Below are 24,428 nucleotides of genomic sequence, written 5' to 3'. Positions count from 1 at the left end.
TCAGGCCGCGGGCGTTTCTTCGTCCGCCGGCGTCTCGGGCCGCGTGAGCGTCCAGCTCTGCAGCTTGCCGCCGTTGAACACGGTATCGACGTAGGAGCCGCCGGCATCGGTCCAGCGGTACAGCTCGGGCTGCTCGTTCTCGGGCGAGCGCAGCTCGCCGAGCGCGCGCGTCATCGCGATGACGTGCATCAGCGTCACGCCGGGCTTGAGCTTGGCGTTGAGCATCACCGAGCTCGCCACCGTGCCCATGGGCCGGTCGGCGGCCCGCTTGAGCACCTGCATCGTGCGGTTGAAGTGCATCAGCAGGAACATCACGATGGCGCCGCCGGCGAACGCCACGCCGCCCCATCCGTATTGGTGCCACGACAGGCCGAGGAGCACGACGGCCCCCACGGGCACCAGCAATTTCTGGAAATTCATGGGGCGCATTGTCGCCGCCCGGTGGAAGGCCCCCGCAAGCCGATGCAGTTGCCCCAGGGGTCGCGCACCTGCGCCATGTGTTCGTCGCCCTCCAGCCGCAGCGATGAATTTCATTCGGCGACAGCGGGAAACGGGCCGCGATTGTGCAGCCCTGACCGCGCCGCAGTAGCGACCGTGGCTACCGCCGGGCGCAGAAAGCGGTACTCACCCCGAAAAGCGCAGGGTGCGGCGATGGGTGCGGGCACATTTCGCCGCACGGGCATCTGCCCGGGCCACCGAGAAACGCATGAACATCCAGCGCTCCGTCAGCATCGTTCGACTCACCCTTGCCGCCGCACTCGCGGGCACCGTCCTCAGCGGTTGCTACGTGGTGCCGCTCGGGCAACCCGCTCCCATCGCGCCGTCGCAGCAAAGCTATGCCGTCGCACCGGGGCCTGTGTCACAGACCTTCAGCGCGCGGCTCTATCCGTCGAATGCCGAAGCCGCGCGCTACGGCGCCGTCGGGGGCACGGTGACCAACGACATGAACGGCCGCGGCCACTTCAATGCGCAGATCGGCGCCGAACAGTTTCAGGGAGAGGCGACCCGCGTGGCCGGCTCGCGCACCACCGGCGTGGCGAACGCCACCGGCAGTCGCGGCGGCAACCTGAGTTGCCAGTACACGATGAACTCCGCCACCTTGGGCAGCGGCCAGTGCGTGCTCAACAACGGGCCGGCGTTCACGATGCACATCGGAAGCTAAGCAACGAATCAGAGAAGGCCAGGGAGGCCAGGGAAGGTAGGGAGGGTCTGCCCGGCGCGTCCACCACGCGCCGGGCATTTTTTTCTTTGGCCTACCGATTCACCAGTTCACGAGCTGCCGCATCTTGCGTCGCAGCTCGCGCTCGCGTTTCTGCTCGGCGTTCCAGTCGTCGCGGATGGCCAGCGTGACCGACAGCGCCATCAGCAGGATCACGAACGCAAAGGGCAGCGCGAACACGATGGTCGCCGTCTGTATCGCCTTGATGCCGCCCGCGAACAGCAGGCTCAGCGCAATCGCCGCCACCAGCACGCCCCAGGTGATCTTCACGCGGGCCGGCGGGTTGGGGTTGCCCTTCGTGCTCATGATGCCCAGCACCAGCGTCGCGGAATCGCCCGAGGTCACGAAGAACACGAACACCAGCAGCGTCGCCACGATCGACAGCAGCCCGCCCATGGGCATGGCCTTGAACATCACGAACATGGTGGTCGACACGTCGGCCTTCACCGACTCGACCAGCGGCACGCCCTGGAAGATCTCGAAGTTGAGCGCGGCGCCGCCGAACACCGAGAACCACGCGAAGCCCACCAGCGTGGGCGCGATCACCGTGCCCAGGATGAACTGGCGGATCGTGCGCCCGCGCGACACGCGCGCAATGAACAGGCCCACGAACGGCGACCACGCCAGCCACCAGGCCCAGTAGAAGAGCGTCCAGTCGGCCACCCACGAGCTGTTGCGAAACGGGTTCATGCGCAGGCTCATGCGCACGAACTCGGCGAGGTACGAACCCAATGTGTTGGTGAAGGTCTCGACGATGGCGATGGTGGGCCCCACCACCAGCACCGTGAGCGCCAGCAGCGCGGCCAGCACCAGGTTGCCCATCGACAGCCACTTCACGCCGCGCTCGACGCCCGTGACCGCCGAGGTGATGAACAGCACCGTCGTCACCACGATGATCACCGCCTGCGTCCAACGGCCGATGTCCGTGCCGAAGGCCGCGTGCAGCCCGCTGTTGATCTGCGTGGCGCCCATACCCAGCGAGGCCGCCACGCCGAAGGCCGTGGCCACCACGGCCAGCACGTTGAAGGCCGGCGACAGCCGCTGCACGAAGCGCCACGGCAGCGCCTCGGTGGCCGAGCTGACCAGCGGCAACGCCTTGCGACGGAAGCTGAAGAAGGCGATCGACAGGCCCACGATGCCGTAGATCGCCCAGGGGTGCAGCCCCCAGTGGAAGAAGGCGTAGCGCATGGCCACGCCGGCCGCATCGGGCGTGCCGGGGATCACGCCGGGCGGCGGGTTCGCGTAGTGTGAGATCGGTTCGGCCACGCCCCAGAACACCAGGCCGATGCCCATGCCGGCCGCGAACAGCATCGCGAACCAGGCGCCGATGGAGAACTCGGGCTCGTCGTCCTCGTCGCCCAGCTTCAGGTCACCGAAGCGGCTGAACGCCAGGAAGAAGGCCAGCACCACCAGACCGAGCACCACCCACAGGTAGAACCAGCCGAAGTTGCGCGTGATGTCGGCGAGCGCGGTGCTGAACACGCGGTCGAGCGACGCGGGAGAAATCAACCCCCACAGCACGACCACGGCGATCAGCCCGGCGGAGACGATGAGTTGCATGGGGGGTCTCCTGGTGGGGGTGTTGTCGTGCGGGTGCGCGTCAGTCGAGCCGTCGCACCACGTCCATCGCTTCTTCGATGCGGTCGACCGGGTGGATGGTCAGGCCCTCGATCTCCTTCGTGCCCTTGCGCGGCGCGTTGGCCTTCGGCACCACGGCCACGCTGAAGCCCAGCTTGGCCGCTTCGCGCAGGCGCTCCTGCCCGCGCGGCGCGGGCCGCACCTCGCCGGCCAGGCCCACTTCGCCGAAGGCGATGAAGCCCTTGGGCAGCGGCTTGCCGCGCAGGCTGGAGGTGATGGCCAGCATCACGGCCAGGTCGGCCGCGGGCTCGCTGATGCGCACGCCGCCCACCGCGTTGACGAACACGTCCTGGTCCATGCAGGCCACGCCCGCGTGGCGGTGCAGCACGGCCAGCAGCATCGCGAGGCGGTCGCGGTCCAGGCCCACCGACAGCCGGCGCGGGCTCGGCCCGCCGTTGTCGACCAGCGCCTGGATTTCCACCAGCATCGGCCGCGTGCCTTCGAGCGTGACCAGCACCACGCTGCCGGGCACCGGCTCGGCGTGCTGGCTCAGGAAGATCGCGCTCGGGTTGGTCACGCCCTTCAGGCCGCGCTCGGTCATGGCGAACACGCCGATCTCGTTCACCGCGCCGAAGCGGTTCTTGATGGCGCGCACGAGGCGAAAGCTCGAGTGCGTGTCGCCTTCGAAGTACAGCACCGTGTCGACCATGTGCTCGAGCACGCGCGGGCCGGCCAGCGCACCTTCCTTGGTGACGTGGCCCACCAGCACCACGGCCGTGCCGCTGGTCTTGGCAAAGCGCGTGAGGTGCGCCGCGCATTCGCGCACCTGCGCCACCGAGCCGGGCGCGGAGGTGAGCTGGTCGGAGTACACGGTCTGGATGGAGTCGATCACCGCGATGGCCGGGCGCGTGGCGTCGAGCGTGGCGATGATCTTTTCGAGCTGGATCTCGGCCAGCACCTGCACCTGCGAGTGGTCGAGCCCGAGGCGGCGCGAGCGCAGCGCGACCTGCGAGCCGCTTTCTTCACCCGTGACGTACAGCGCGTTCTGCCCTGCGCGCTGCAACGCATCGACCGCCTGCAGCAGCAGCGTTGACTTGCCGATGCCCGGGTCGCCGCCGATCAGCGTGACGCCACCCGACACGATGCCGCCGCCGAGCACGCGGTCGAGTTCGTCGATGCCGGTGGGCGTGCGCGCGATATCGGTCGCTTCGATTTCCGACAGCGTGGCGAGTTCAGACGCGCCCGCGAGCGACGCGAACTGCGTGCCGAAGCGGTTGTTGGCCGGTCCGTTGGCCGCGCCGGCGACCTGTTCGATGAGTGTGTTCCATGCACCGCAGCTGGGGCATTTGCCGAGCCACTTGGGGCTGGTACCGCCGCATTCGCTGCAGACGAAAGTTGTTTTGTCCTTGGCCATGCAGCGAGTTTAGGGGGCGCGGTTCAGGCGATGGCGAATTCGCGCACCAGCAGGTCCGCGAACGCCGCCGCGGCCGGCGAGAGCGATCGGCCCTGCCGCGTCACGACCGCGATGTTGCGCGCCACCGTCGGGCGCATGAGCCGCCGCGCGACCAGCCGCGTGTGGTCGGCATGCGCGAGGATCGACGCCGGCAGCAGCGCCGGGCCGAGCCCGCTGGCCGCCATCGCGAGCGCCGTGGTCAAGAGCGTCACCTCGTAGGCGATGTCCAGCCGCACGCCGGCGGTTGCGGCGGCGATGTCGATGCTGCTGCGCACGCCGTACCCGGGCTTGACCGTGATCAGCGGATGGCCCGCGAGCTGCCGCCAGGTGATGCGGTCGGTGCCGGGCAGGCGCAGGTCGCGGTCGGCAATCACCGCGAGGTGGTCGTGCACGAACACGCGCTGGTCCAGCCCCGGCGTGCGCGCCTGCAGCGTGCCCACGCCGAAGTCGACCTGCTCGCCGAGGACCTTCTCCACGAACTGCCCGGGCGCGCAGTCTTCGATGGCGACCTTCACGTCGGGATGCAGGTCGAGGTAGCGGCGCAAGGCCTTGGGCATCAGCGTCTGCGCGATGGTGGACGTGGCCGCGATGCGCACGCGCCCGCGCCGGCCCGCCGCCAGCTCGGCCATGCCAGTGCCCAGCGCATCGAGTTCGGCCAGCACGCGCTCGGCATAGGCGATGGCCTCGTTCGCGGCTTCGGTGCGTTGCAGCGAACGCGTGGTGCGGTCGAACAGGCGCACGCCGAGCCGCGCCTCGAGCTCGCGCAACAGCACGCTGACGGCCGGCTGGGTCAGCGACAACGACGCCGCCGCGCTCGACAGCTGGCCGCTGTGGTACACGGCCGCGAACGCGCGCAGCTGCCGCACCGAGGGCACGCCGCGCATTGATAACGGTTTTTTATGAATGGCCATGAAAGTTTCACTTTTTCCGCGAGCCGGTTCGGCACTGTAATGGCGCCTCACAAGAATCTGGAGACAAGCGAGCCATGACCGAGCAACTGCAAGCCCAGGTGCTGATCGTCGGCGCCGGCCCCGTGGGGCTGACGCTGGCCATCGACCTGGCGCAACGCGGCATCGACGTGCTGATGACCGAGATCCGCCATCGCGGCGAACCACCCAACGTGAAGTGCAACCACGTGGCGGCGCGTTCGATGGAGGTGTTCCGCCGCCTGGGCGTGGCGCAGGCGCTGCGCGACGCGGGCCTGCCGGCCGACTACCCGAACGACGTGGCCTACCGCACGGCCGTGACGGGCATGGAGCTGTCGCGCATTCCGATCCCCGCGCGCCGCGACCGCTACACCGCCACCGGCGGCCCCGACACCTGGTGGCCCACGGCGGAGCCGCCGCACCGCATCAACCAGATCTTTCTCGAGCCGGTGCTGTTCGCGCATGCCGAGGGCACGCCCGGCCTGCGCATCCGCAACCGCACGCGCATCGACGACTTCGAGCAGGACGACGAGGGCGTGTGGGCCACGGGCGTGGACCTGGACGACGGCCGCACGGTGCGCATCCGCTGCCAGTACCTCGTCGGTTGCGACGGCAGCCGCTCGACGGTGCGCAAGAAGATCGGCGCCAGCCTGCACGGCACCGACGTGGTGGGCCGCGTGCAGTCGACGTACTTTCGTGCGCCCGCGCTGCTGGGCCTGCTGAAGCATCCGCCGGCCTGGGCCACCTTCGCGCTGAACCCGCGCCGCTGCGGCAACGTGTACGCCATCGACGGGCGCGAGACCTGGCTGCTGCACAACTACCTGCTGCCCGAGGAGACCGACTTCGACTCGATCGACCGCGACTGGGCGATCCGCCAGATCCTGGGCGTGGGCGAGGACTTCGAGTACGAGGTGATCTCCAACGAAGACTGGGTCGGGCGCCGGCTCGTGGCCGACCGCTTCCGCGACCGCCGCGTGTTCATCTGCGGCGACGCCGCGCACCTGTGGATTCCGATGGCGGGCTACGGCATGAACGCCGGCATCGCCGATGCCATGAACCTCTCGTGGCTGCTCGCGGGCCGGCTGCACGGCTGGCTGGCCGAAGGCGCGCTCGCGGCGCACGAGGCCGAGCGCCAGCCGATCACCGAGCAGGTGTCGCGGTTCGCGATGAACCACGCGCTGGCGCTGCAGCGCCAGCGCGAAGGCGTGCCCGAGGACATCGAGGCGCCCGGGCCCGAGGGCGACGCGCTGCGCGCCGCGCGCGGCCAGGCGCTGTACGACCTGAACGTGCAGCAGTACTGCTGCGGCGGGCTCAACTTCGGCTACTTCTACGACGGCTCGCCGCTCATCGCCTACGACGGCGAGGCCGCGCCCGCCTACACGATGTACGAGTTCACGCCCTCGACGGTGCCGGGCTGCCGCACGCCGCACCTGTGGCTGGACGACGGCCGCTCGCTGTACGACGCGATGGCGATGCCCGGCGAGGGCTACACGCTGCTGCGCTTCGACCCCGCGATCGATGTCGCGCCGCTCGAAGCCGCCGCCGCGGCGCGCGGCCTGCCGCTGCGCACGCTCGACATCCGCGCCTCGGCCGCCACCGCGGTGTACGACCGGCCGCTCGTCATCTCGCGCCCCGACCAGCACGTGGCCTGGCGCGGACATGCCGTGCCGGCCGACGCGCTCGCGCTGGTCGACCTGCTGCGCGGCGCCACTGCAGTGGCCGCACCGACTTCCGAAAAAGAAAGAGAGACAAGCCAATGAACCGTCGCCATGCCTTGCGCCATCTGGGCGCGCTGTCCGCCGCTGCCTGCGCCGCAGGTCCCGCCCTCGTGCGCGCACAAGGCGACAAGCCCATCACCCTCGTCGTGCCCTACGCGCCCGGCGGCACGACCGACATGCTCGGCCGGCTCATCGCGCAGCAGCTGGGCACCGCGCTGGGCCGCACCGTGATCGTCGACAACCGGCCGGGCGCCGGCACCGCCATCGGCGCGTCGCAGGTGGCACGCGCCGCGCCCGACGGCACGACGCTGCTGGTCGCGACCAGTACCACGCTCGCCATCAACCCCTGGCTCTACAAGAAGCTCTCGTACGACCCCGCGAAAGACTTCGCACCGGTCGGCCTCATCGGCGCGGTGCCGCTGATGGTGGTGGTGCACCCGTCGGTGCCGGCGACCACGCTGGCCGAGCTGGTGGCGCTCGCGAAATCGCGGCCCGATGCGCTGAGCTACGGCTCCGCCGGCAACGGCAGCCCGCAGCACCTGGGCGCGGAGATGTTCAAGGTCGCGACCGCGGCGAACATGGTGCACGTGCCCTACAAGGGCAGCGCACTCGCGCTGACCGACCTGCTCGGCGGCCAGCTGCAACTCATGTTCACCGACATCGCGCCGGCGCTGCAGCACGTGCGCAGCGGCAAGCTGCGCGCGCTGGCCGTGACCTCGCGCAAGCGCCAGCCGACCTTCCCCGCCGTGCCGACGGTGGCCGAATCGGGCGTGGCGGGCACCGCCGATTTCGAGGCGGTGGCGTGGCAGAGCGTGGTCGCGCCCGCGGGCACGCCCAAGGCCTTCATCGACCGCTGCAGCCAGGAGATCGCCCGCCTCGTCGCGCAGCCCGCGCTGCGCCAGAAGCTCGAGAACGAGGGCTTCGAGCCGGCCGCGCCGGGGGCGCACGGCGCGGGCGCGCCGGAGCAATTGGCCGCCTACATCCGCAGCGAAACCGAACGCTGGGGGCGCGTGATCCGCGCTTCCGGCACCACGATCGACTGAGCGTCCGACGGCCCGCAAGGGTTATCCCGCAGGCGTGCTTTCTCAGCATTCATTTAACATGTTAAATAATTCTGAGAGGCACAGCTTTTGAGCACCACCTTCACGCACCGCAATTTGCCGCGCCTGCTGCTGCAGGCCCGCGAAGCCGTGATGGCCCACACGCGGCCCAGCCTGCGCGAGCACGCGCTGTCCGACCAGCAATGGCGCGTGCTGCGCGTGCTCGGCGAGCACGGCGCGGTCGACACCGGCCGCGTCGCGCGCGAGGCCTTCATCCTCGGCCCCAGCCTCACGGGCGTGCTGGCGCGCATGGAGCGCGACAACCTCATCGCCCGCGCCCGCGACCCGGCCGACCAGCGCCGCACCGTGGTCGAGGCCACGCCGCACGGCATGAAGCTCGTGAAGCGCCTGGGCACCAGCATCGAGGCGCACTACGACTGGATGGAACAGTCGCTGGGCAAGGCCAAGCTGACGCAGCTCTACGGCCTGCTGGACGAACTGATCGCGCTGGAGCAACCCGAACCATGACCACCTCCTCCTTTCTCCCCACCGGCACCGTGTACGGCACGCTGCTGAACTTCCGCGCCGAGGCCGCGGCGCTCGCGCCGCAGATGACCGAGGCGCCCTACAAGGCACCGCCGAAGGCGCCCGTGCTCTACGTGAAGACGGTCAACACCTGGAGCCCGCACGGCAGCACCGTCACCGTGCCCGCCGCGGTGACCGACGTGGAAGTCGGCGCCAGCATCGGCATGGTGATCGGCGCCGAGGGCGACATCGAAGGCTTCGTGCTGTTGAACGACTTGTCGATTCCGCATGCGAGCTTTTTCCGCCCGCCGGTGAAGTTCAAGTGCGTCGACGGCTTCCTGGGCATCGGCCCGGCGCTGCGCGACGCGCAGGAGGTGGCCGACCCGGCGCAGTTCCGCGTCGAGGTGCGCATCAACGGCGAGCTGAAGCAGTCGATCGACTTCTCGCAGCTCGTGCGCCCCGCGCCGCAGCTGCTGGCCGACGTGGGCGAGTTCATGACGCTGGCGCACGGCGACGTGCTGATGCTCGGCTGCGACCTGGGCCGTCCGCTGGCCCGCGCAGGCGACCGCATCGACATCTCCGCGCCGGGGTTCGAGACCCTGAGCAACACGCTGGTGAAGGAAGCAACGGCATGAAGCACGCACGCGTCATCTTCGAAGGCCGCGAGCACACCGGCACCGCGCACGAATTCAACGGCCAGGCCGACGCCGCCGTGCGGCTGGACGACGACCGCGTCGTGCCGCAGGAGCAGCTCGTGTGGCTGCCGCCGCTCGCGCCCACGGCGCGCCCGCGCACCATCCTCGCGCTGGGCCTCAACTACGCCGACCATGCGAAAGAACTGGAGTTCAAGGCGCCCGAGGAACCGCTGGTGTTCATCAAGGGCCAGAGCACGCTCATCGGCCACCGCCAGCTCACGCACCGCCCGGCCGATGTGAAGTTCATGCACTACGAGTGCGAGCTCGCCATCGTGGTCGGCAAGACCGCGAAGCACGTGAAGCGCGACGACGCCTACGACTTCATCGGCGGCTACACGGTGGCCAACGACTACGCGATCCGCGACTACCTCGAGAACTGGTACCGCCCCAACCTGCGCGTGAAGAACCGCGACACCTGCACGCCGCTGGGTCCGTGGTTCGTCGATGCGGCCGACGTGGCCGACCCGATGGCGCTCGCGCTGCGCACCACGGTGAACGGCACCGTCACGCAGCAGGGCAACACGCGCGACATGATCTTCGACGCGCCCTTCCTCATCGAGTACTTCAGCCGCTTCATGACGCTGTCGCCGGGCGACCTGATCCTCACCGGCACGCCCGACGGCGTGGTCGATTGCCAGCCGGGCGACGTGGTCGTGACCGAGATCGACGGCATCGGCGCGCTGGTCAACACCATCGCCGCGCGCTGACCGCACCCCTTTCAGAAAAACGGAGACACACCGCCATGACGACCGCCAGAACCCGGACCTTCCGCCTTGCTGCCGCCTTCGTGGCGGCCAGCGCCGCCACGCTGCTGCTCGCACCGGCCGCGACCGCACAGACCGCCTCGGCCTACCCGACCAAGCCCGTGCGCTGGGTCGTGGGCTACCCGGCCGGCGGCGGCACCGACTACCTCGCGCGCACGGCCGGCGCGCAGCTCTCGCAGCAGCTCGCGCAGCCCGTCACGGTCGACAACCGCCCCGGCGCGGGCGCGATCATCGCGTCGGAAAACGTGGCGCGTTCGCCGGGCGACGGCTACACCGTGTTCTCGGCCGACAACGGCGTGCTGGTCTACAACCCCGCGCTCTACAAGAAGCTGCCCTACGACGCCGAGAAAGACTTCGCGCTGCTCGGCATGATGGGCCGCTCGCCGCTGATCATCACGGCCGCGCCGGGCGCGGGCTTCAGCGACGCCAAGGCGCTCATCGCGGCGCTCAAGGCCTCTCCGGGCAAGTACAGCATCGCCACGCCGGGCACCGGCAGCCCGCACCACCTGGCCTACGAGCTGTTCCAGCGCGAGGCCGGCGTGTCGCTGCTGCACATCCCCTACAAGGGCGGCGCGCCCGCGCTGCAGGACCTCATGGGCAACCAGGTGCCGCTGATGATGCTCGACCTGCCCAGCGGCATCAGCGCCGTGAAGGCCGGCAAGGTCATTCCGCTGCTGGCCATGTCGACCGAGCGCGTGCCGCAGCTGCCCCAGCTGCCCACGGCCAAGGAGCTCGGCTACGCCGTCGAGGCCTACACCTGGCAGGGGCTGGTGGCACCGGCCGCCACGCCCAAGGACATCCAGGCGCGCCTGGGCGCCGACCTGCTGAAAAGCATGAACGACGCCGGCGTGAAGCAGAAGCTCTACGACGCCGGCTGGGAAGCCCGCCCCACGGACGCCGCCGAGATGGCCCGCTTCGTGGACACCGAACGCAAGAAGTGGCACGCGCTGATCAAGGCGCGCGACATCAAGCTCGACTGACGACACACCGCCGCAAGGCCGCAACACCTTCACGCCCATGCAACAGATCCATCACCTCATCGACGGCAAGCCAGTCCAAGGCGCCGACTACTTCGAAACCGTCAACCCCGCCACGCAGGAAGTGCTGGCCGAAGTCGCCTCGGGCGGCGAGGCCGAGGTGAACGCCGCCGTGGCCGCCGCCAAGGCTGCCTTTCCCAAGTGGGCCGGCCTGCCCGCGCCCGAGCGCGCGAAGCTGATCCGCAAGCTCGGCGACCTGATCGCCAAACACGTGCCCGAGATCGCACAGACCGAGACCAACGACTGCGGCCAGGTGATCGCGCAGACCGGCAAGCAGCTCATTCCGCGCGCGGCCGACAACTTCTACTACTTCGCCGAGATGTGCACGCGCGTGGACGGCCACACCTACCCCACGCCCACGCACCTGAACTACACGCTGTTCCATCCGGTGGGCGTGTGCGCGCTCATCAGCCCGTGGAACGTGCCCTTCATGACCGCCACCTGGAAGGTCGCGCCCTGCCTGGCCTTCGGCAACACGGCCGTGCTGAAGATGAGCGAGCTCTCGCCGCTCACGGCCGCGCGCCTGGGCGAGCTGGCGCTCGAAGCCGGCATTCCGGCCGGCGTGCTGAACCTGGTGCACGGCTACGGCAAGGAAGCCGGCGAGCCGCTGGTGGCGCACCCCGACGTGCGCGCGATTTCGTTCACCGGCTCCACCGCCACCGGCAACCGCATCGTAAAGAGCGCGGGCCTGAAGAAGTTCAGCATGGAGCTGGGCGGCAAGAGCCCGTTCGTGATCTTCGAAGACGCCGACCTCGACCGCGCGCTCGACGCGGCCGTGTTCATGATCTTCAGCAACAACGGCGAGCGTTGCACGGCCGGCTCGCGCATCCTGGTGCAGCAGTCGATCTACGCCGACTTCGCCGCGAAGTTCGCGGAGCGCGCCAAACGCATCGTCGTGGGCGACCCGCTGGACGAGAAGACCATCGTCGGCCCGATGATTTCGCAGGCCCACCTGGCCAAGGTGCGCAGCTACATCGAGCTGGGCCCGAAGGAAGGCGCCACGCTGCTGTGCGGCGGGCTCGACGCACCCGCCAACCTGCCCGACCGCGTGAAGAAGGGCAACTACGTGATGCCCACCGTGTTCGCCGACGTCGACAACCGCATGAAGATCGCGCAGGACGAAATCTTCGGCCCGGTCGCCTGCCTGATTCCGTTCAAGGACGAGGCACACGCCATCGAGCTGGCCAACGACATCGCCTACGGCCTGAGCAGCTACGTGTGGACCGAGAACATCGGCAAGGCGCACCGCGTGGCCGCCGCCGTGGAAGCCGGCATGTGCTTCGTCAACAGCCAGAACGTGCGTGACCTGCGCCAGCCCTTCGGTGGTACCAAGGCCTCGGGCACGGGCCGCGAAGGCGGCACCTGGAGCTACGAAGTGTTCTGCGAGCCGAAGAACATCGCGGTGTCGATGGGCTCGCATCACATTCCGCACTGGGGCGTGGCGTGAGCGTTCAACGCCGCCTGCTGCTGCAAGGCGCGGCCGCACTCGCGGCCCTGCCCGCATTGGCACGCGCGCAGACGGCCTGGCCCGCCAAGCCGGTGCGCATCGTCGTGCCCTTCACGCCCGGCGGCACCACCGACTTCGTCGCGCGTCTCGTCGGCCTCGAACTCGGCAAGGCGCTGGGCCAGCCGGTGATCGTCGAGAACAAGCCCGGTGCCGGCACGGTGATCGGCGTCGATGCGGTCGCCAAGTCGGCGCCCGACGGCCACAGCTTCGTGTGCGTGGCCAACAGCTTCACGGCCAACCAGACGCTCGTGCGCAAGCTGCCCTACGACACGCTCAAAGACCTGCGCCCGGTCGCGCTCATGGGCATGTCGGAGCACGTGTTCGCCACGCATCCGGGCAGCGGCCTGAAGACGCTGGCCGACCTGCGCAACCAGGCCAGGGCCAAGCCCGGCACGCTGAGCTTCGCCTCCTTCGGCAACGGCACCTCGGCCCACCTGTCGGGCGAAATGCTCAAGCTGCAGATGGGCCTGGACATCGTGCACGTGCCCTACAAGGGCCAGGGCCCCGCGCTGGCCGACCTGCTCGGCGGGCAGGTGACCGTCATGTTCGGCAACTGGCCCGAGTTCCGTGGCCATGTGCAGGCCGGCAAGCTGGTGGCGCTGGGCATGGCGACCGCGCAGCGCTCTCAGTACGCGCCCGCGATACCCACACTGGCCGAACAGGGCGTGGCCATCGAGTCCAATTCGTGGAACGGCCTGCTGGCCCCGGCCGGCACGCCCGACGCCATCGTGCAACGCGTGAACGCCGAAGTGAACCGCGCCCTGGCATCGCCGGCCGTGACCGATGCCTTCCACAAGGGCGGCATCGCGTCGCTGTCGGGCACGCCCGAGCGCTTTGCCGAGTTCATCCGCAGCGAGATCGCGAAGTACGGCGACGTGATCCGCAAGGCCAACATCCAGATCGAGGGCTGACCATGAGCCTCTATGCGATGCAGAAATTTTTGTTCGCGCTGAACCGCGACGCCGACGTGCAGCGCCGCTTCGCCGAAGGCGGCGACACGCGCGCCACGCTGCTGGCCGGCTACGACCTGAACGACGAAGAGCGCGAAGCGATCGGCACCGGCGACATCGGCAAGCTCTACGTGCTCGGGTGCAACGGCCAGTTGCTGATGCACTTCGCCCCCCTGCTCGGCGTCGCGTGGGCCGACTACCTCGAAGCCATGCGCGAAGGCGTGCGCAAGTACGGCCCCGTGCGCGCCGGCATCTACGCAATGACAACAGGCACCGACGAGAAAGTGGCAGGCGTATGAGTCTCGTATTCGCAGGCGTGTGCAGCCACGCCCCCGGCATCACCGGCCGCGCGCACCTCGCCGACCCGGCGGTCAAGGACGAGTTCCACGCGCAGTTCCATCGCTTCGGCGAGGCGATGCGCGCCACGAAGCCCGACGCGGTGATCGTCATCGCGGCCGAGCACTTCGCGAACTTCTTCATGAACAACATGCCGGCCTATGCGATCGGCATGGCCGACAGCTACGAGGGCCCGATCGAAGACCCGAAATGGCTGGGCATCGAGAAGCACACCATCCCCGGCGACGCCGCGCTGTCGCAGCGCCTGATCCGCGAGGTGATGCAGACCGTGGACGTGGCCTACGCGGAAGAATGGAAGTTCGACCACGGCATCATGGTGCCGCTGAACTTCCTCACGCCGAACTTCGACACCAAGGTCATTCCCGTGAACATCAACTGCCAGGGCCCGCCGCTCACGCCGCTGCACCGCGCGTGGGCCTTCGGCGAAGCCCTGCGCCGCGCCTGCGACAAGGTGCCCGAGCGCATCGCGCTGGTGGGCACGGGCGGCATCTCGCACTGGCCGGCCACGCCCGACTCGGGCAAGGTCAATGCCGAGTGGGACGCCGAGTTCATGCGCCGCTGGTGCGCCAACGACCGCGAGGCGCTGCTCTCGCAGGCCGACTACGGCGACGAGGCCACCTACCGCGAAGCGGGCCAGGGCGGCTTCGAGATCCGCACCTTCCTGAGCGTGGCCGCGGCCGCGCGCGGCAAGGGCGAGATCTTCCACATGAAGGCCATTCCGATCTTCGCGGTGACCTGCACGGCCGCGACGATGTCGGTGGTTTGAACGGAGCACGACCATGCCGCACCTGGTGATCCTGTACACGCCCAACATCGAGGCCGAGACCGACGTGTCGGCGCTGTGCCGCACGCTGGCCGACACCATGCTCACGCAGCGCGACGAGGCCGGCAAGCCGGTGTTCCCCACCGGCGGCACGCGCGTGCTGGCCTACCCCGCCGCGCACTACGCGGTGGCCGACGGCAAGGCCGACTACGCCTTCGTGTACCTGAACCTGCGCATGGCCTCTGGCCGCTCCGAGGCGGTGAAGAAGAAGGCCGGCGACGAGCTGCTGGCCGCCGTGCGCGCGCATTTCGAGCCCGTCTTCACGCAGCGGCACATCGGCATCACGCTGCAGATCGACGAAGCGCCGGGGCAGGTGTACGACGGCAAGCACAGCAACCTGCATCCCCTGTTCAACAAGTCATAGAGAAGAAGCGAGCCCCCATGCTCTCCACCGCCACCATCGCCCAACTGGCCGCCGAACTGCACGAGAGCGAAAAATCGCGCGTGCAGGTCGAGCATTTCTCCAAGCGCTTCCCCGAGATGACCATCGAGGACGGCTACGCCATCTCGCGCGAATGGGTGAAGCACAAGATCGCCGAAGGCCGCATCGTCAAGGGCCACAAGATCGGCCTCACCTCGCGCGCCATGCAGCAGGCCAGCCAGATCACCGAGCCCGACTACGGCACGCTGCTGGACGACATGTTCTTCGAGCAGGGCGGCGACATCCCGTTCACGCGCTTCATCGCGCCGCGCATCGAGGTCGAGCTGGCCTTCGTGCTCGGCAAGAAGCTGCAGGGCCCGAACGTGACCATCTTCGACGTGCTGGCCGCCACCGACTACGTGGTGCCCGCCATCGAGATCATCGACGCGCGCATCGAGCAGTTCGACCGCCACACCAAGGCCATGCGCAAGGTGTTCGACACCATCGCCGACAACGCGGCCAATGCCGGCATCGTGCTCGGCGGCCGGCCCGTGAAACCCGACGCGGTCGACCTGCGCTGGGTGAGCGCGCTGCTCTACAAGAACGGCGTGATCGAGGAGTCGGGCGTGGCCGCGGCCGTGCTCAACCACCCGGCCACCGGCGTGGCCTGGCTCGCGAACAAGCTCGCGCCGTGGGACGAATGCCTCGAAGCCGGCGAGATCGTGCTGGGCGGTTCGTTCACGCGGCCCACCAACGCGGTGCCGGGCGACACCTTCCACGCCGACTACGGCCCCCTGGGCTCCATCGCTTTTCGCTTCGTCTGACGAGTTTTTTCATGCACACCCCACTCAACACCTTCAAGCAGGCCCTGCAAGCCGGCCAACCCCAGATCGGCCTGTGGGTCGGCCTGGGCGACGGCTACGTGGCCGAACTGCTGGCCGGCACCGGCTACGACTGGCTGCTGGTCGACGGCGAGCACGCACCCAACGACGTGCGCTCGGTGCTCGCGCAGCTGCAGGGCATCTCCAGCGCGTGGTCGGCGCAGCCCGACGCGCAGCGCTCGCATCCCGTCGTGCGCATTCCGGTCGGCGACACCACGCTGATCAAGCAGTACCTGGACATCGGCGCGCAGACGCTGCTGGTGCCGATGGTCGACACCGCCGAGCAGGCCGCGCAACTGGTGCAGGGCATGCGCTACCCGCCCGAAGGCATTCGCGGCATGGGCAGCGCATTGGCGCGCGCCTCGCGCTGGCAGGCGTACCCGAACTACCTGCACGAAGCCAATGCGCAGACCTGCCTGCTGGTGCAGGCCGAGACGGTCGAGGCGATGAAGAACCTCGACGCCATCGCGGCCACGCCGGGCGTGGACGGCGTGTTCATCGGCCCGGCCGACCTGTCGGCCTCGATGGGCTTCGTGGGCCAGCCCAACCATCCCGAGGTGCAGGCCGCGATCGCCGACGCCATCGCGCGCATCCGCAAGGCCGGCAAGGCGGCCGGCATCCTCTCGACCACCGAGGAGCAGGCACGCAAGTGGCTCGCGGCCGGCGCGCTGTTCGTGGCGGTGGGCGTCGACACCATCCTGCTCGCGGCTGCGGCCAAGCAGCTGCTCGCGAAGTACAAGGCCGCGCCGGGCGCCACCGCGCCCAACGGCTACTGACCCCCTTTCAAGGACATTTCGATGCGACGCACCACCCTCGCGGCTTTCGCCGCAGCTGCCGCCCTGTTCCTCGGCGCCTGCGCCCAGACGGGCCCGGCCTCGACCGCGCAGGCCCGGCAGGAAGCCAACCGCCAGACCGTGCTCGCCTTCTACGAAAAAGGCCTGAACCAGAAGGACGCCGACGCGGCGCTGCAGTACGTGGGCAACCGCTACGTGCAGCACAACCCGACGGCGGCCGACGGGCCCGAGGGCTTTCGCAAGTTCATCGCCTTCCTGCGCGAGAAGTTTCCGAACTCGAAGAGCGAGATCAAGCGCAGCTTCGTCGACGGCGACTACGTGATCCTGCACGTGAACGCGGTGCGCGAGCCGGGCACGCGCGGCAGCGCCATCGTCGACATCTTCAAGCTCGAGAACGGCAAGATCGTCGAGCACTGGGACGTGGTGCAGCCCGTGCCCGAAACCGCCGCGAACACGAACGGCATGTTCTGACGCCCCGCCCTTCCACGAGCCAGCCTTCGCCAGCCGCATGACCACGCCTACCGACCCCACGAAACGCTTCCGCTCCGCGACCATCCGCGAGGGCACGATCCGCGCGACCACGCGCAGCTTCCTGCACGCGCTGGGCCAGGACGACGAGGACATCGCGCGCCCGCATGTCGGCGTGTTCCACACGGGCGGCGAGATGAGCCCGTGCAACCTCAACCTGCGCGAGCAGGCGCAGCACGCCAAGACCGGCATCTACGCCGGCGGCGGCACGCCGCACGAATGCCCGGTGGTGTCGGTGAGCGACGGCCTGACGATGGCGCATTCGGGCATGCGCTTCTCGCTGATCTCGCGAGAGCTCATCGCCGACAGCGTGGAAGCGTCCACGCGCGGCCACCAGTGGGACGGCATCTTCGCCATCGGCGCCTGCGACAAGAACCTACCGGGCCTGATGATGGGCATGGTCCGCTGCAACGTGCCCAGCGTGTTCGTGCACGGCGGCTCGGCATTGCCGGGCCAGATGCCCGGGCCGGACGGGCGCGATCTCAACGTGGTCGACACCTACGAGACCATCGGCAAGGTGCTGGCCGGCACGGCCACGCACGACGAACTCGACGCCATGAGCCGCGCCTGCCTGCCCACGGCCGGCGCCTGCGCGGGGCAGTTCACGGCCAACACCATGGGCATGGTGTCGGAGGCGCTGGGCCTGGCGCCCATCGGCTCGAGCATGGTGCCCGCGGTGTTCAGCGAACGCGCGCCGCTGATGCGCCGCGCGGCGAAACAGCTCATGAAGGCGGTGATGGGCGACGGCCCGCTGCCGCGCGACGTCGTGACGCGCAAGGCGCTCGAAAACGCCTGCGCCGTGGTCTCGGCCACGGGCGGCTCGACCAACGCCGCGCTGCACCTGCCGGCGATCGCGCACGAGGCGGGCATCAAGTTCCATCTGGACGACGTGGCCGAAATTTTTGCGCGCACGCCGCTCATTGCCGACCTGCGCCCCGGCGGCCAGTACCTGGCGCGCGACGTGTACTACATCGGCGGCGCGGGCGTGATCCTGCGCACGCTGCTGGAGCAAGGCTTCCTGCACGGCGACGCCCTCACCTTCACCGGCCGCACGCTGGCCGAGGAAGTGGCCGACGCCGCCGCGCCCGACGGCCGCGTGGTGCGCGCGGCGGGCAACCCGATCACGCGCGACGGCGGGCTGGCCGTGCTCAAGGGCAACCTCTGCCCCGACGGCGCGCTGCTCAAGACGGCGGGCCTGAAGACGCTGGTGCACCGCGGCCCGGCGCGCGTCTTCAATTCGGAAGAAGAAGCGCAGGCGGCCGTGCAGAACCGCCGCTACGAAGCGGGCGACGTGATCGTCATCCGCAACGAAGGCCCCAAGGGCAGCCCCGGCATGCGCGAGATGCTGGGCATCACCGCGCTGCTGTACGGCCAGGGCATGGGCGACAAGGTGGCGCTGCTCACCGACGGGCGTTTTTCGGGCGCCACGCGCGGCCTGTGCATCGGCTACGCGGGGCCCGAGGCGGCCGACGGCGGGCCGATCGCGGTGCTGCGCGACGGCGACATGGTGGCCATCGATGCACGCGCCGCGGCGCGCAGCATTTCCGTCGAACTGAGCGCCGAAGAAATCGCGTCGCGGCTGGCCGGACGTGAGGTAAACGCGGGGGCGGCGCACGGTGGTTTGTTGGAAAAATACGCGCTCACCGTGCGCCCTGCCCACCAGGGCGCCGTGACCCACTCGGGCGCGGTCACCTGGCTGCGCGACGAGTCGTGATCCTGTTCCCTCCTCACCCACCCGAAAAGAGACAGACATGACCTTCACCCGCCGCCACATGCTGCAGTCCACCGGCGCTTCGGCGCTGCTCGCCAGCCTCGGCCAGCAGGCCTTTGCGCAGGCTGCCGCGCTCGAGAACGCCACCATCGTCACCGGCTTCGCGGCCGGCGGCACTTCGGACACCACCTGCCGGCGCCTGGCGCTGAAGCTGAGCCCCGACTACGCCAAGACCGCCGTGGTCGAGAACCGCACCGGCGCGGGCGGCCAGATCGCCGTGAGCTACGTGAAGGGCCGCCCGGCCGACGGCACCACCATCCTGCAGACGCCCACGTCGATCCTCACGATCTACCCGCACATCTACAAGAAGCTGCCCTACGACCCGATGGTCGACCTCACGCCCGTGAGCCTGGCCTGCATCTTCGACTTCGGCTTCGCGGTCGGCCCGGCCGTGCCGGCCACGATCAAGACGGTGCCCGAGTTCCTCACCTGGGCCAAGGCCAACCCGGCCGGCGCCAACTACGGCTCGCCGGCCGCGGGCTCCACGCCGCACTTCATCGGCGCGCTGCTGGGCAAGCAGGGCGGCGTCGAGCTCAAGCACGCGGCCTACCGCGGCACGCAGCCGGCCATGCTCGACCTGCTGGGCGGCAATATCTCGGCGGTGTCGGGCCCCATCGGCGACATCACGCAGCACTTGCAATCGGGCAAGGTGCGCATCCTGGGCGTGTCGGGTGCCAAGCGCAGCCGCTTCGCGCCCGATGTGCCGACCTTCGGCGAGCAGGGCATCAAGAACATGGCGCACAGCGAATGGTTCGCCTTCTTCCTGCCGGCCAAGGCCTCGCCCGAGCTGGTGACGAAGCTCAACACGGCGATGAAGAACGCGCTCGCACAGAAGGACGTGATCGACGGCCTCGGCACCTTCGGCCTGGAAGCCATGTCTTCCACGCCGGCCGAGCTGGCCGATCTGTTGAAGAAGGACACCGCCAAGTGGGCGCCGATCGTCAAGGAAGTCGGCTTCACCGCGGAAGGCTAATCACATGAAGGAACTGCCATGAACACACTCGCCACCGCGCCATCGGCGCTGGTCCATCCCTCGATCCATCCCGACGAGCGCGCCGCGCGCGAGGAGCTCGCGGCCTGCTATCGCGTGTTCGCGATGCTGGGCTGGACCGAGATGATCTACAACCACATCACGGTGCGGCTGCCCGACAGCGTGACCGGTGGCGAGAAGCAGTTCCTCATCAACCCCTTCGGCCTGCACTACAGCGAGGTGACGGCCAGCAACCTGGTGAAGATCGACCTGCAGGGCAAGGTGCTCGACGGCTCGACCTACCCGGTGAACCCGGCCGGCTTCGTGGTGCATGCGGCCATCCACGACGGCCTGCCCGGCGCGCACTGCGTGATGCACACGCACACCACGGCCGGCGTGGCCGTGGCCTGCCTGCAGGGCGGCCTGCAGCAGACCAATTTCTATACCGCCCAGCTGCACGGCATGGTGGCGTACCACGACTTCGAGGGCATCACGATCCATGCCGACGAGGGCCCGCGCCTGCTCAAGAGCATCGGCGACCGCAACGCAGTGATCCTGCGCAACCACGGCCTGCTGGCCTGGGGCCAGACGCTGCCGCAGACCTTTGCCATCTTGTGGACGCTGCAACGCGCCTGCGAGATCCAGATGGCGACCTTCTCGATGGGCGCCGCCATTCCGGTGAGCGAGGAGATCGCGCAGCGCTGCACGCGCGACGCGCTGCAGTTCAGCCCCGCGCACGGCGCCGGGCAGGACGTGTTCAATGCGCTGGTGCGGCAGGTGGACCGCATCGACCCGAGCTACCGCAACTGAGGCGCCTGTTCCCATGAAGATTTGCATCTACGGCGCCGGCGCGATCGGCGGATGGATTGGCGTCGGCCTCGCACAGACAGGCCAGCGCCTGAACGTGGTGGCGCGCGGCGCCACGCTCGACGCGCTGCAGAAAGACGGCCTCTCGCTCATGCGCGGCGACGTGCGCACGCGCGTGCCGGTGAACGCGGTGGCCGACCCCGAGGCACTCGGTGTTCAAGACCTGGTGGTGATCGCCGTGAAGGCGCCCGCGCTGGCGGGCGTGGCCGAGCGCATCGGGCCGCTGATCGGGCCCGACACGATCGTGCTGGTGGCCATGAACGGCGTGCCGTGGTGGTTCCTCGAAGGCGGCTTCGGCGGCGAGATCACGGGACACCGCCTCGCGGCCGTCGACCCTGAAGGCGCCATTGCCAAGGCCATTCCGTCGCGCAACGTGATCGGCTGCGTGGTGCACGCCAGCTGCTCGCTCGACGGGCCGGGCGTGGTGCGGCACCACTTCGGCAACGGGCTGATCGTGGGCGAGCCTTCGGGCGAAGCCACGCCGCGCGTGCAGAAGCTGGTCGAGCTGCTCAAGAGCACGGGCATCGACACCACGCTGTCGCCGCAGATCCAGAAGGACGTGTGGTTCAAGCTGTGGGGCAACATGACGGTGAACCCGATCAGCGCGCTCACCGGTGCCACCACCGACCTGATCATGGGCGACGACTACGTGCGCGGGTTCATCTCGGCCGTGATGCTCGAGGCCAAGGAGATCGGCCGGCGCATCGGCATCGAGATCACGCAGAGCCCCGAAGACCGGCACGCGGTGACGATGAAGCTCGGCGCGTTCAAGACCTCGATGCTGCAGGACGTGGAAGCGGGCCGTTCGGTCGAGCTCGACGCGCTCGTCACGGTGGTGCGCGAGCTGGGCGAGCTGACGGGTGTGGCCACGCCGTTCACGGATGCGCTGCTGGGGTTGGCGCGGCTGCGCACGCGCCAGCTCGGGTTGTACTGAGCGAACTGCCGCTGATTACCAGCGGTTTTCGGGCGCGGCGCCGATGGCTTCGACGCAACGGGCCACGATCTTCACGCGCTCCTCGCGCAGCCGCTGCCAGCCGTCGGCCTGCCACTGGGTCCAGGCCAGCGGCTCCGATTCGTAGCTGCAGCCGATCGGCGGGCGCATGAAGCCCGCGCGCCCCAGTGAGGCGCCGTACTTGAGCCGGAACAGTTCGTCCGAGCCCATCAGGTTTTCGTACACGAGGTGCCACGACCCCGGGACCAGCGGCGAGTCGGCCTCCTTCTGCGTCTGGCGCGCGGCCTCGATCTCTTCAGGCGTCGAGCCGTCGGTCAGCGCGGTGGCGAGCGCGGTCTCGGTGCGGCGGCGGTAGATGTCGGTGGCGATCTTGCTCAGGGCCTCCTGCAGGTCGCTCATCGCCGGGTTGACGCTCACCGGGTCGTCGCGCAACGCTTCGAGCGTGGTGCCGCCGAGGCCGTCCTTCGAGAAGCCCTGCACGGCCGCGCCGGTGCCGAGCACGGCGAACGCGACGTTCAGCGCGACCTGGCCGGCCACGCGACCCACCGTGTCTTCGCGCCGCACCACGCGCAGGTGGTCGGCGCCGCTCTGCTGGGGCATGCGCAGGTAGCGGACGCGGGTTTGGGGTGCGGGTGCGGCAGGGGTGGCTTCGGCGGGTGCTGAGGCGGCGGCCATGGGCGGTGCGGCGGCTTCGGTCTGGGCTTGCGCCGAGAAGCCGGCGATGGCCAGTGCCAGGCCGAGGGCATGCCGTGTGGCACGCGACGGCGTTCGTTTCTTCGTCGAATGGGTCATGTGAACTGTTTTCCTCCGGCGCGGATTGTCTCCGCGCTGGAGGGCGCCGTTCATTCGAAGATGTTCGGGACGCGTGCACAGGACACCGGGTGCTCGCGGAGCAAGGTGCCCCGTCGGCGTGATCGCCGCCCCGAACCTCAGGCGTTCAGTTCAACCCGCCAACCCGACGTACACGTTCTGCACGTCGTCGTTCGCATCGATGGCCGCCAGAAACGCCTCGACCTCTTCCAGGTCCGCCGCACTCAGGCTCGCCGGATCAATGGGGTTCTTCGGCCGGTAGCCCAGCTTGGCCGACAGCACGGTGAAGCCCTGGGCCGGGAGCGCACGGCTCACGAGGTCGAGGTCGGCGGCCTCGGTCAGGAACAGGGTGGTGCCGTCGTCGGCGCCCGGCTCGAAGTCCTGGGCGCCGGCTTCGATGGCGGCCACTTCGGCGTCGGCGTCCTTGCCGGCGGGCTCGGCTTCGATCATGCCGAGGTGGTCGAAGTCCCACGAGACCGAGCCGGAGGTGCCGAGCTGGCCCTTGCGGAACAGCACGCGCATTTCAGGCGCGGTGCGGTTCACGTTGTCGGTCAGGCACTCGACCATCACGGCCACGCGGTGCGGGGCGAAGCCCTCGTACATGACGTGGTCGAAGTGCACCGCCTCGCCCGTGAGGCCGGCGCCCTTCTTGATGGCGCGGTCGAGCGTGTCCTTCGGCATCGAGACCTTGCGGGCCTGCTCGACGACCAGCCGCAGCCGCGCGTTCGAGGCCGGATCGGCGCCGTTGCGCGCGGCGATCATGATTTCCTTGGCCAACTTGCCGAACAGCCGGCCCTTGGCATTCGCGGCCACGTCCTTGTGCTTGGCTTTCCATTGCGCGCCCATGTCTGCATTCCTTGGTGTGGTGGGGGGCGGCGAAACGCCGCAGCCCCCGAGGATGCCACGAGCCGGGGGCGGCGCCCAGCCGGCCCCTTCCGCCGTCAGGGGCGCCCCTGCGGCCCGCCCTCCTCGGGCGCCAGGCTCACCCACAGGGCGGCGCCCACGATCAGCAGGCCGCCGGCCCAGCCCCAGGCACCGATGCGCTCACCCAGCCCGAGCGCCGCGATGGCCGCGCCGAACACCGGCTCGCTGCCCATGAGCAGCGACACCCGGCTCGGGCTGCTGCGCGAGGCCGCGTGGTTCTGCGCGAAAAAGGCGAACACGGTGCACAGCAGCACGAGGTACGCCATGCCCCACCAGAAGCCGGCCGTGGCGGGCGGCAGGTGCCAGGCGCGCCCGCCCGACGCGGCCAGCAGCGACAGCGCCGCCGCGCCCAGCGCCATCACGCCGGACTGCACGGCCGTCAGCGTGAGCGCCGGCAGGGTGTGGCGGCTGGCCAGGCGGCGCGTGAGGCACACCATGACGGCGCGCAGGAAGGCGGCGACGAGCATGAGGGCGTCGCCCCACCCCATCGACAGACTGGCGAGCGAGGGCGCCGACAACAGGGCTGCGCCCACCGCCGAGAGCCCGGCCGCCCAGAACACGCGCCGCGCGGGCCGCCGGCCCAGCAGCCACCATTCGACGAACGGCGTGATCGCCACGCACAGGCTGATGAGGAAGGCGGCGTTGCTCGCCAGGGTCAGCGAGACGCCGAAGGTCTCGCACAGGAAGATGGCGAGCAGGTTGGCGCCCAGCAGGCCGCCCACGGCGAGCCCCTGGCGCCACTGCGGGTCGCGCCACAGCGGTCGCAGCGCGGGCAGCAGCACGAGAAAGGTGAGGCCGAAGCGCAGCGCGACGAACTCGAGCACCGGCAGCTGCTGCGTCGCCTGCTTGGCCACCGCATAGCTGCCGCCCCAGACCGCCGCCACGAGCAGCAGCATGAGTTCGGCCGGGCCGAAGCCGGCCGTCCACCACCCGCGCCCCGCCGGGACCGCACCTTGCAACGCCTTTGAATCCATACTG

At 69.4% G+C, this 24,428-nt stretch carries 26 protein-coding genes; 19 read left to right on the top strand and 7 right to left on the bottom strand.

The genetic code is table 11. From position 1 onward, the window contains the following. The gene (locus AC3WQM_RS24750) at positions 1-429 is read right to left on the bottom strand and encodes a glycerate kinase (RefSeq protein WP_390347307.1); all 429 of its coding nucleotides are present in this window, start codon (positions 427-429) and stop codon (positions 1-3) included. Between the two features lie 277 nt (positions 430-706). Here AC3WQM_RS24750 and AC3WQM_RS24745 point away from each other — a divergent pair, with 277 nt between their 5' ends. Then, a complete protein-coding gene (locus AC3WQM_RS24745; RefSeq protein ID WP_489060264.1) occupies positions 707-1,162 on the top strand; it encodes a hypothetical protein in 456 nt (151 codons plus the stop codon). Between the two features lie 99 nt (positions 1,163-1,261). On the opposite strand, the gene AC3WQM_RS24740 is transcribed toward AC3WQM_RS24745, so the two are convergent. The 3 genes from AC3WQM_RS24740 to AC3WQM_RS24730 are packed head-to-tail and all read right to left on the bottom strand — an operon-like array spanning position 1,262 to position 5,161. Then, complete coding sequence (locus tag AC3WQM_RS24740) at positions 1,262-2,779, bottom strand: BCCT family transporter (protein WP_487848853.1); 1,518 nt, start codon at positions 2,777-2,779, stop codon at positions 1,262-1,264. 40 nt (positions 2,780-2,819) lie between these two features. Then, positions 2,820-4,211: a DNA repair protein RadA gene (radA, locus tag AC3WQM_RS24735; protein ID WP_307696501.1), complete on the bottom strand. Its 1,392-nt coding sequence runs from the start codon at positions 4,209-4,211 to the stop codon at positions 2,820-2,822. Between the two features lie 23 nt (positions 4,212-4,234). Further along, positions 4,235-5,161 (bottom strand): LysR family transcriptional regulator, encoded by a 927-nt coding sequence (locus tag AC3WQM_RS24730; RefSeq protein ID WP_492682431.1) that lies wholly within the window; start codon positions 5,159-5,161, stop codon positions 4,235-4,237. Between the two features lie 74 nt (positions 5,162-5,235). Between AC3WQM_RS24730 and AC3WQM_RS24725 the strand changes: the two genes are divergently transcribed. The 18 genes from AC3WQM_RS24725 (at position 5,236) to AC3WQM_RS24640 (ending at position 21,698) form a co-directional block, all read left to right on the top strand. Beyond that, entirely contained in the window at positions 5,236-6,936 is a 1,701-nt protein-coding gene (locus tag AC3WQM_RS24725) for an FAD-dependent oxidoreductase (RefSeq protein WP_492682429.1), read from the top strand. Further along, complete coding sequence (locus AC3WQM_RS24720) at positions 6,933-7,937, top strand: tripartite tricarboxylate transporter substrate binding protein (protein ID WP_492682427.1); 1,005 nt, start codon at positions 6,933-6,935, stop codon at positions 7,935-7,937. The genes AC3WQM_RS24725 and AC3WQM_RS24720 overlap by 4 nt, the downstream gene beginning before the upstream one ends. 87 nt (positions 7,938-8,024) lie before the next feature. Next, complete coding sequence (gene hpaR / locus AC3WQM_RS24715; RefSeq protein WP_492682425.1) at positions 8,025-8,462, top strand: homoprotocatechuate degradation operon regulator HpaR; 438 nt, start codon at positions 8,025-8,027, stop codon at positions 8,460-8,462. After that, a complete protein-coding gene (locus AC3WQM_RS24710; protein WP_492682423.1) occupies positions 8,459-9,094 on the top strand; it encodes a fumarylacetoacetate hydrolase family protein in 636 nt (211 codons plus the stop codon). Before hpaR ends, AC3WQM_RS24710 begins: the two co-directional genes overlap by 4 nt. After that, positions 9,091-9,861, top strand: a complete 771-nt coding sequence (locus AC3WQM_RS24705; protein ID WP_492682421.1) for a fumarylacetoacetate hydrolase family protein — start codon at positions 9,091-9,093, stop codon at positions 9,859-9,861. Before AC3WQM_RS24710 ends, AC3WQM_RS24705 begins: the two co-directional genes overlap by 4 nt. Positions 9,862-9,896: 35 nt before the next feature. Then, on the top strand, positions 9,897-10,898 hold the full coding sequence (locus tag AC3WQM_RS24700) for a Bug family tripartite tricarboxylate transporter substrate binding protein (RefSeq protein ID WP_492682419.1): 1,002 nt from the start codon (positions 9,897-9,899) through the stop codon (positions 10,896-10,898). A gap of 37 nt (positions 10,899-10,935) precedes the next feature. Continuing rightward, the gene (gene hpaE / locus AC3WQM_RS24695) at positions 10,936-12,402 is read left to right on the top strand and encodes a 5-carboxymethyl-2-hydroxymuconate semialdehyde dehydrogenase (protein ID WP_492682417.1); all 1,467 of its coding nucleotides are present in this window, start codon (positions 10,936-10,938) and stop codon (positions 12,400-12,402) included. Then, on the top strand, positions 12,399-13,373 hold the full coding sequence (locus AC3WQM_RS24690; RefSeq protein WP_492682415.1) for a tripartite tricarboxylate transporter substrate binding protein: 975 nt from the start codon (positions 12,399-12,401) through the stop codon (positions 13,371-13,373). Before hpaE ends, AC3WQM_RS24690 begins: the two co-directional genes overlap by 4 nt. 2 nt (positions 13,374-13,375) lie before the next feature. Further along, the gene (locus AC3WQM_RS24685) at positions 13,376-13,711 is read left to right on the top strand and encodes an aromatic ring-opening dioxygenase subunit LigA (protein ID WP_062476850.1); all 336 of its coding nucleotides are present in this window, start codon (positions 13,376-13,378) and stop codon (positions 13,709-13,711) included. Continuing rightward, the gene (locus tag AC3WQM_RS24680) at positions 13,708-14,535 is read left to right on the top strand and encodes a DODA-type extradiol aromatic ring-opening family dioxygenase (RefSeq protein ID WP_062476853.1); all 828 of its coding nucleotides are present in this window, start codon (positions 13,708-13,710) and stop codon (positions 14,533-14,535) included. Before AC3WQM_RS24685 ends, AC3WQM_RS24680 begins: the two co-directional genes overlap by 4 nt. A 13-nt stretch (positions 14,536-14,548) precedes the next feature. Further along, positions 14,549-14,956, top strand: coding sequence for a 5-carboxymethyl-2-hydroxymuconate Delta-isomerase (locus AC3WQM_RS24675; protein ID WP_492682413.1), 408 nt, complete (start codon positions 14,549-14,551; stop codon positions 14,954-14,956). Positions 14,957-14,973: 17 nt separating this feature from the next. Then, on the top strand, positions 14,974-15,777 hold the full coding sequence (hpaH, locus tag AC3WQM_RS24670; RefSeq protein ID WP_062476860.1) for a 2-oxo-hept-4-ene-1,7-dioate hydratase: 804 nt from the start codon (positions 14,974-14,976) through the stop codon (positions 15,775-15,777). A gap of 11 nt (positions 15,778-15,788) precedes the next feature. Further along, the gene (gene hpaI, locus AC3WQM_RS24665) at positions 15,789-16,610 is read left to right on the top strand and encodes a 4-hydroxy-2-oxoheptanedioate aldolase (RefSeq protein WP_492682411.1); all 822 of its coding nucleotides are present in this window, start codon (positions 15,789-15,791) and stop codon (positions 16,608-16,610) included. A gap of 21 nt (positions 16,611-16,631) precedes the next feature. Continuing rightward, positions 16,632-17,099, top strand: a complete 468-nt coding sequence (locus AC3WQM_RS24660; protein ID WP_095949815.1) for a nuclear transport factor 2 family protein — start codon at positions 16,632-16,634, stop codon at positions 17,097-17,099. A 37-nt stretch (positions 17,100-17,136) separates the two neighbouring features. Then, the gene (ilvD, locus tag AC3WQM_RS24655; protein WP_062476869.1) at positions 17,137-18,870 is read left to right on the top strand and encodes a dihydroxy-acid dehydratase; all 1,734 of its coding nucleotides are present in this window, start codon (positions 17,137-17,139) and stop codon (positions 18,868-18,870) included. A gap of 37 nt (positions 18,871-18,907) precedes the next feature. Then, positions 18,908-19,900, top strand: coding sequence for a Bug family tripartite tricarboxylate transporter substrate binding protein (locus AC3WQM_RS24650; protein WP_062476871.1), 993 nt, complete (start codon positions 18,908-18,910; stop codon positions 19,898-19,900). A gap of 18 nt (positions 19,901-19,918) precedes the next feature. After that, positions 19,919-20,707, top strand: coding sequence for a class II aldolase/adducin family protein (locus AC3WQM_RS24645; RefSeq protein ID WP_070063516.1), 789 nt, complete (start codon positions 19,919-19,921; stop codon positions 20,705-20,707). Positions 20,708-20,720: 13 nt separating this feature from the next. Next, complete coding sequence (locus AC3WQM_RS24640; protein ID WP_492682409.1) at positions 20,721-21,698, top strand: 2-dehydropantoate 2-reductase; 978 nt, start codon at positions 20,721-20,723, stop codon at positions 21,696-21,698. 15 nt (positions 21,699-21,713) lie between these two features. Here AC3WQM_RS24640 and AC3WQM_RS24635 read toward each other — a convergent pair whose 3' ends face one another. The 3 genes from AC3WQM_RS24635 to AC3WQM_RS24625 all read right to left on the bottom strand — a co-directional run bounded on the left by AC3WQM_RS24635 (position 21,714) and on the right by AC3WQM_RS24625 (position 24,424). Further along, complete coding sequence (locus tag AC3WQM_RS24635) at positions 21,714-22,508, bottom strand: hypothetical protein (RefSeq protein WP_492682407.1); 795 nt, start codon at positions 22,506-22,508, stop codon at positions 21,714-21,716. A 150-nt stretch (positions 22,509-22,658) separates the two neighbouring features. Beyond that, entirely contained in the window at positions 22,659-23,372 is a 714-nt protein-coding gene (locus tag AC3WQM_RS24630; RefSeq protein ID WP_492682405.1) for a YebC/PmpR family DNA-binding transcriptional regulator, read from the bottom strand. 95 nt (positions 23,373-23,467) lie between these two features. Continuing rightward, positions 23,468-24,424: a DMT family transporter gene (locus tag AC3WQM_RS24625; protein WP_492682403.1), complete on the bottom strand. Its 957-nt coding sequence runs from the start codon at positions 24,422-24,424 to the stop codon at positions 23,468-23,470. Positions 24,425-24,428: the final 4 nt, after the last annotated feature.

The sequence above is a fragment of the Variovorax sp. FW301-JW7 genome (genome assembly GCF_058788795.1).
Note: the sequence above shows the minus strand (reverse complement) of the source record. Positions and strands in the feature narration are given on the sequence as shown.

Coding starts and splice junctions, on each gene's coding strand:
- AC3WQM_RS24750 (WP_390347307.1), bottom strand. CDS start 429: ATGCGCCCCATGAATTTCCAGAAATTGCTGGTGCCCGTGGGGGCCGTC.
- AC3WQM_RS24745 (WP_489060264.1), top strand. CDS start 707: ATGAACATCCAGCGCTCCGTCAGCATCGTTCGACTCACCCTTGCCGCC.
- AC3WQM_RS24740 (WP_487848853.1), bottom strand. CDS start 2,779: ATGCAACTCATCGTCTCCGCCGGGCTGATCGCCGTGGTCGTGCTGTGG.
- radA (WP_307696501.1), bottom strand. CDS start 4,211: ATGGCCAAGGACAAAACAACTTTCGTCTGCAGCGAATGCGGCGGTACC.
- AC3WQM_RS24730 (WP_492682431.1), bottom strand. CDS start 5,161: ATGGCCATTCATAAAAAACCGTTATCAATGCGCGGCGTGCCCTCGGTG.
- AC3WQM_RS24725 (WP_492682429.1), top strand. CDS start 5,236: ATGACCGAGCAACTGCAAGCCCAGGTGCTGATCGTCGGCGCCGGCCCC.
- AC3WQM_RS24720 (WP_492682427.1), top strand. CDS start 6,933: ATGAACCGTCGCCATGCCTTGCGCCATCTGGGCGCGCTGTCCGCCGCT.
- AC3WQM_RS24710 (WP_492682423.1), top strand. CDS start 8,459: ATGACCACCTCCTCCTTTCTCCCCACCGGCACCGTGTACGGCACGCTG.
- AC3WQM_RS24705 (WP_492682421.1), top strand. CDS start 9,091: ATGAAGCACGCACGCGTCATCTTCGAAGGCCGCGAGCACACCGGCACC.
- AC3WQM_RS24700 (WP_492682419.1), top strand. CDS start 9,897: ATGACGACCGCCAGAACCCGGACCTTCCGCCTTGCTGCCGCCTTCGTG.
- hpaE (WP_492682417.1), top strand. CDS start 10,936: ATGCAACAGATCCATCACCTCATCGACGGCAAGCCAGTCCAAGGCGCC.
- AC3WQM_RS24685 (WP_062476850.1), top strand. CDS start 13,376: ATGAGCCTCTATGCGATGCAGAAATTTTTGTTCGCGCTGAACCGCGAC.
- AC3WQM_RS24680 (WP_062476853.1), top strand. CDS start 13,708: ATGAGTCTCGTATTCGCAGGCGTGTGCAGCCACGCCCCCGGCATCACC.
- AC3WQM_RS24675 (WP_492682413.1), top strand. CDS start 14,549: ATGCCGCACCTGGTGATCCTGTACACGCCCAACATCGAGGCCGAGACC.
- hpaH (WP_062476860.1), top strand. CDS start 14,974: ATGCTCTCCACCGCCACCATCGCCCAACTGGCCGCCGAACTGCACGAG.
- hpaI (WP_492682411.1), top strand. CDS start 15,789: ATGCACACCCCACTCAACACCTTCAAGCAGGCCCTGCAAGCCGGCCAA.
- AC3WQM_RS24660 (WP_095949815.1), top strand. CDS start 16,632: ATGCGACGCACCACCCTCGCGGCTTTCGCCGCAGCTGCCGCCCTGTTC.
- ilvD (WP_062476869.1), top strand. CDS start 17,137: ATGACCACGCCTACCGACCCCACGAAACGCTTCCGCTCCGCGACCATC.
- AC3WQM_RS24650 (WP_062476871.1), top strand. CDS start 18,908: ATGACCTTCACCCGCCGCCACATGCTGCAGTCCACCGGCGCTTCGGCG.
- AC3WQM_RS24645 (WP_070063516.1), top strand. CDS start 19,919: ATGAACACACTCGCCACCGCGCCATCGGCGCTGGTCCATCCCTCGATC.
- AC3WQM_RS24640 (WP_492682409.1), top strand. CDS start 20,721: ATGAAGATTTGCATCTACGGCGCCGGCGCGATCGGCGGATGGATTGGC.
- AC3WQM_RS24635 (WP_492682407.1), bottom strand. CDS start 22,508: ATGACCCATTCGACGAAGAAACGAACGCCGTCGCGTGCCACACGGCAT.
- AC3WQM_RS24630 (WP_492682405.1), bottom strand. CDS start 23,372: ATGGGCGCGCAATGGAAAGCCAAGCACAAGGACGTGGCCGCGAATGCC.
- AC3WQM_RS24625 (WP_492682403.1), bottom strand. CDS start 24,424: ATGGATTCAAAGGCGTTGCAAGGTGCGGTCCCGGCGGGGCGCGGGTGG.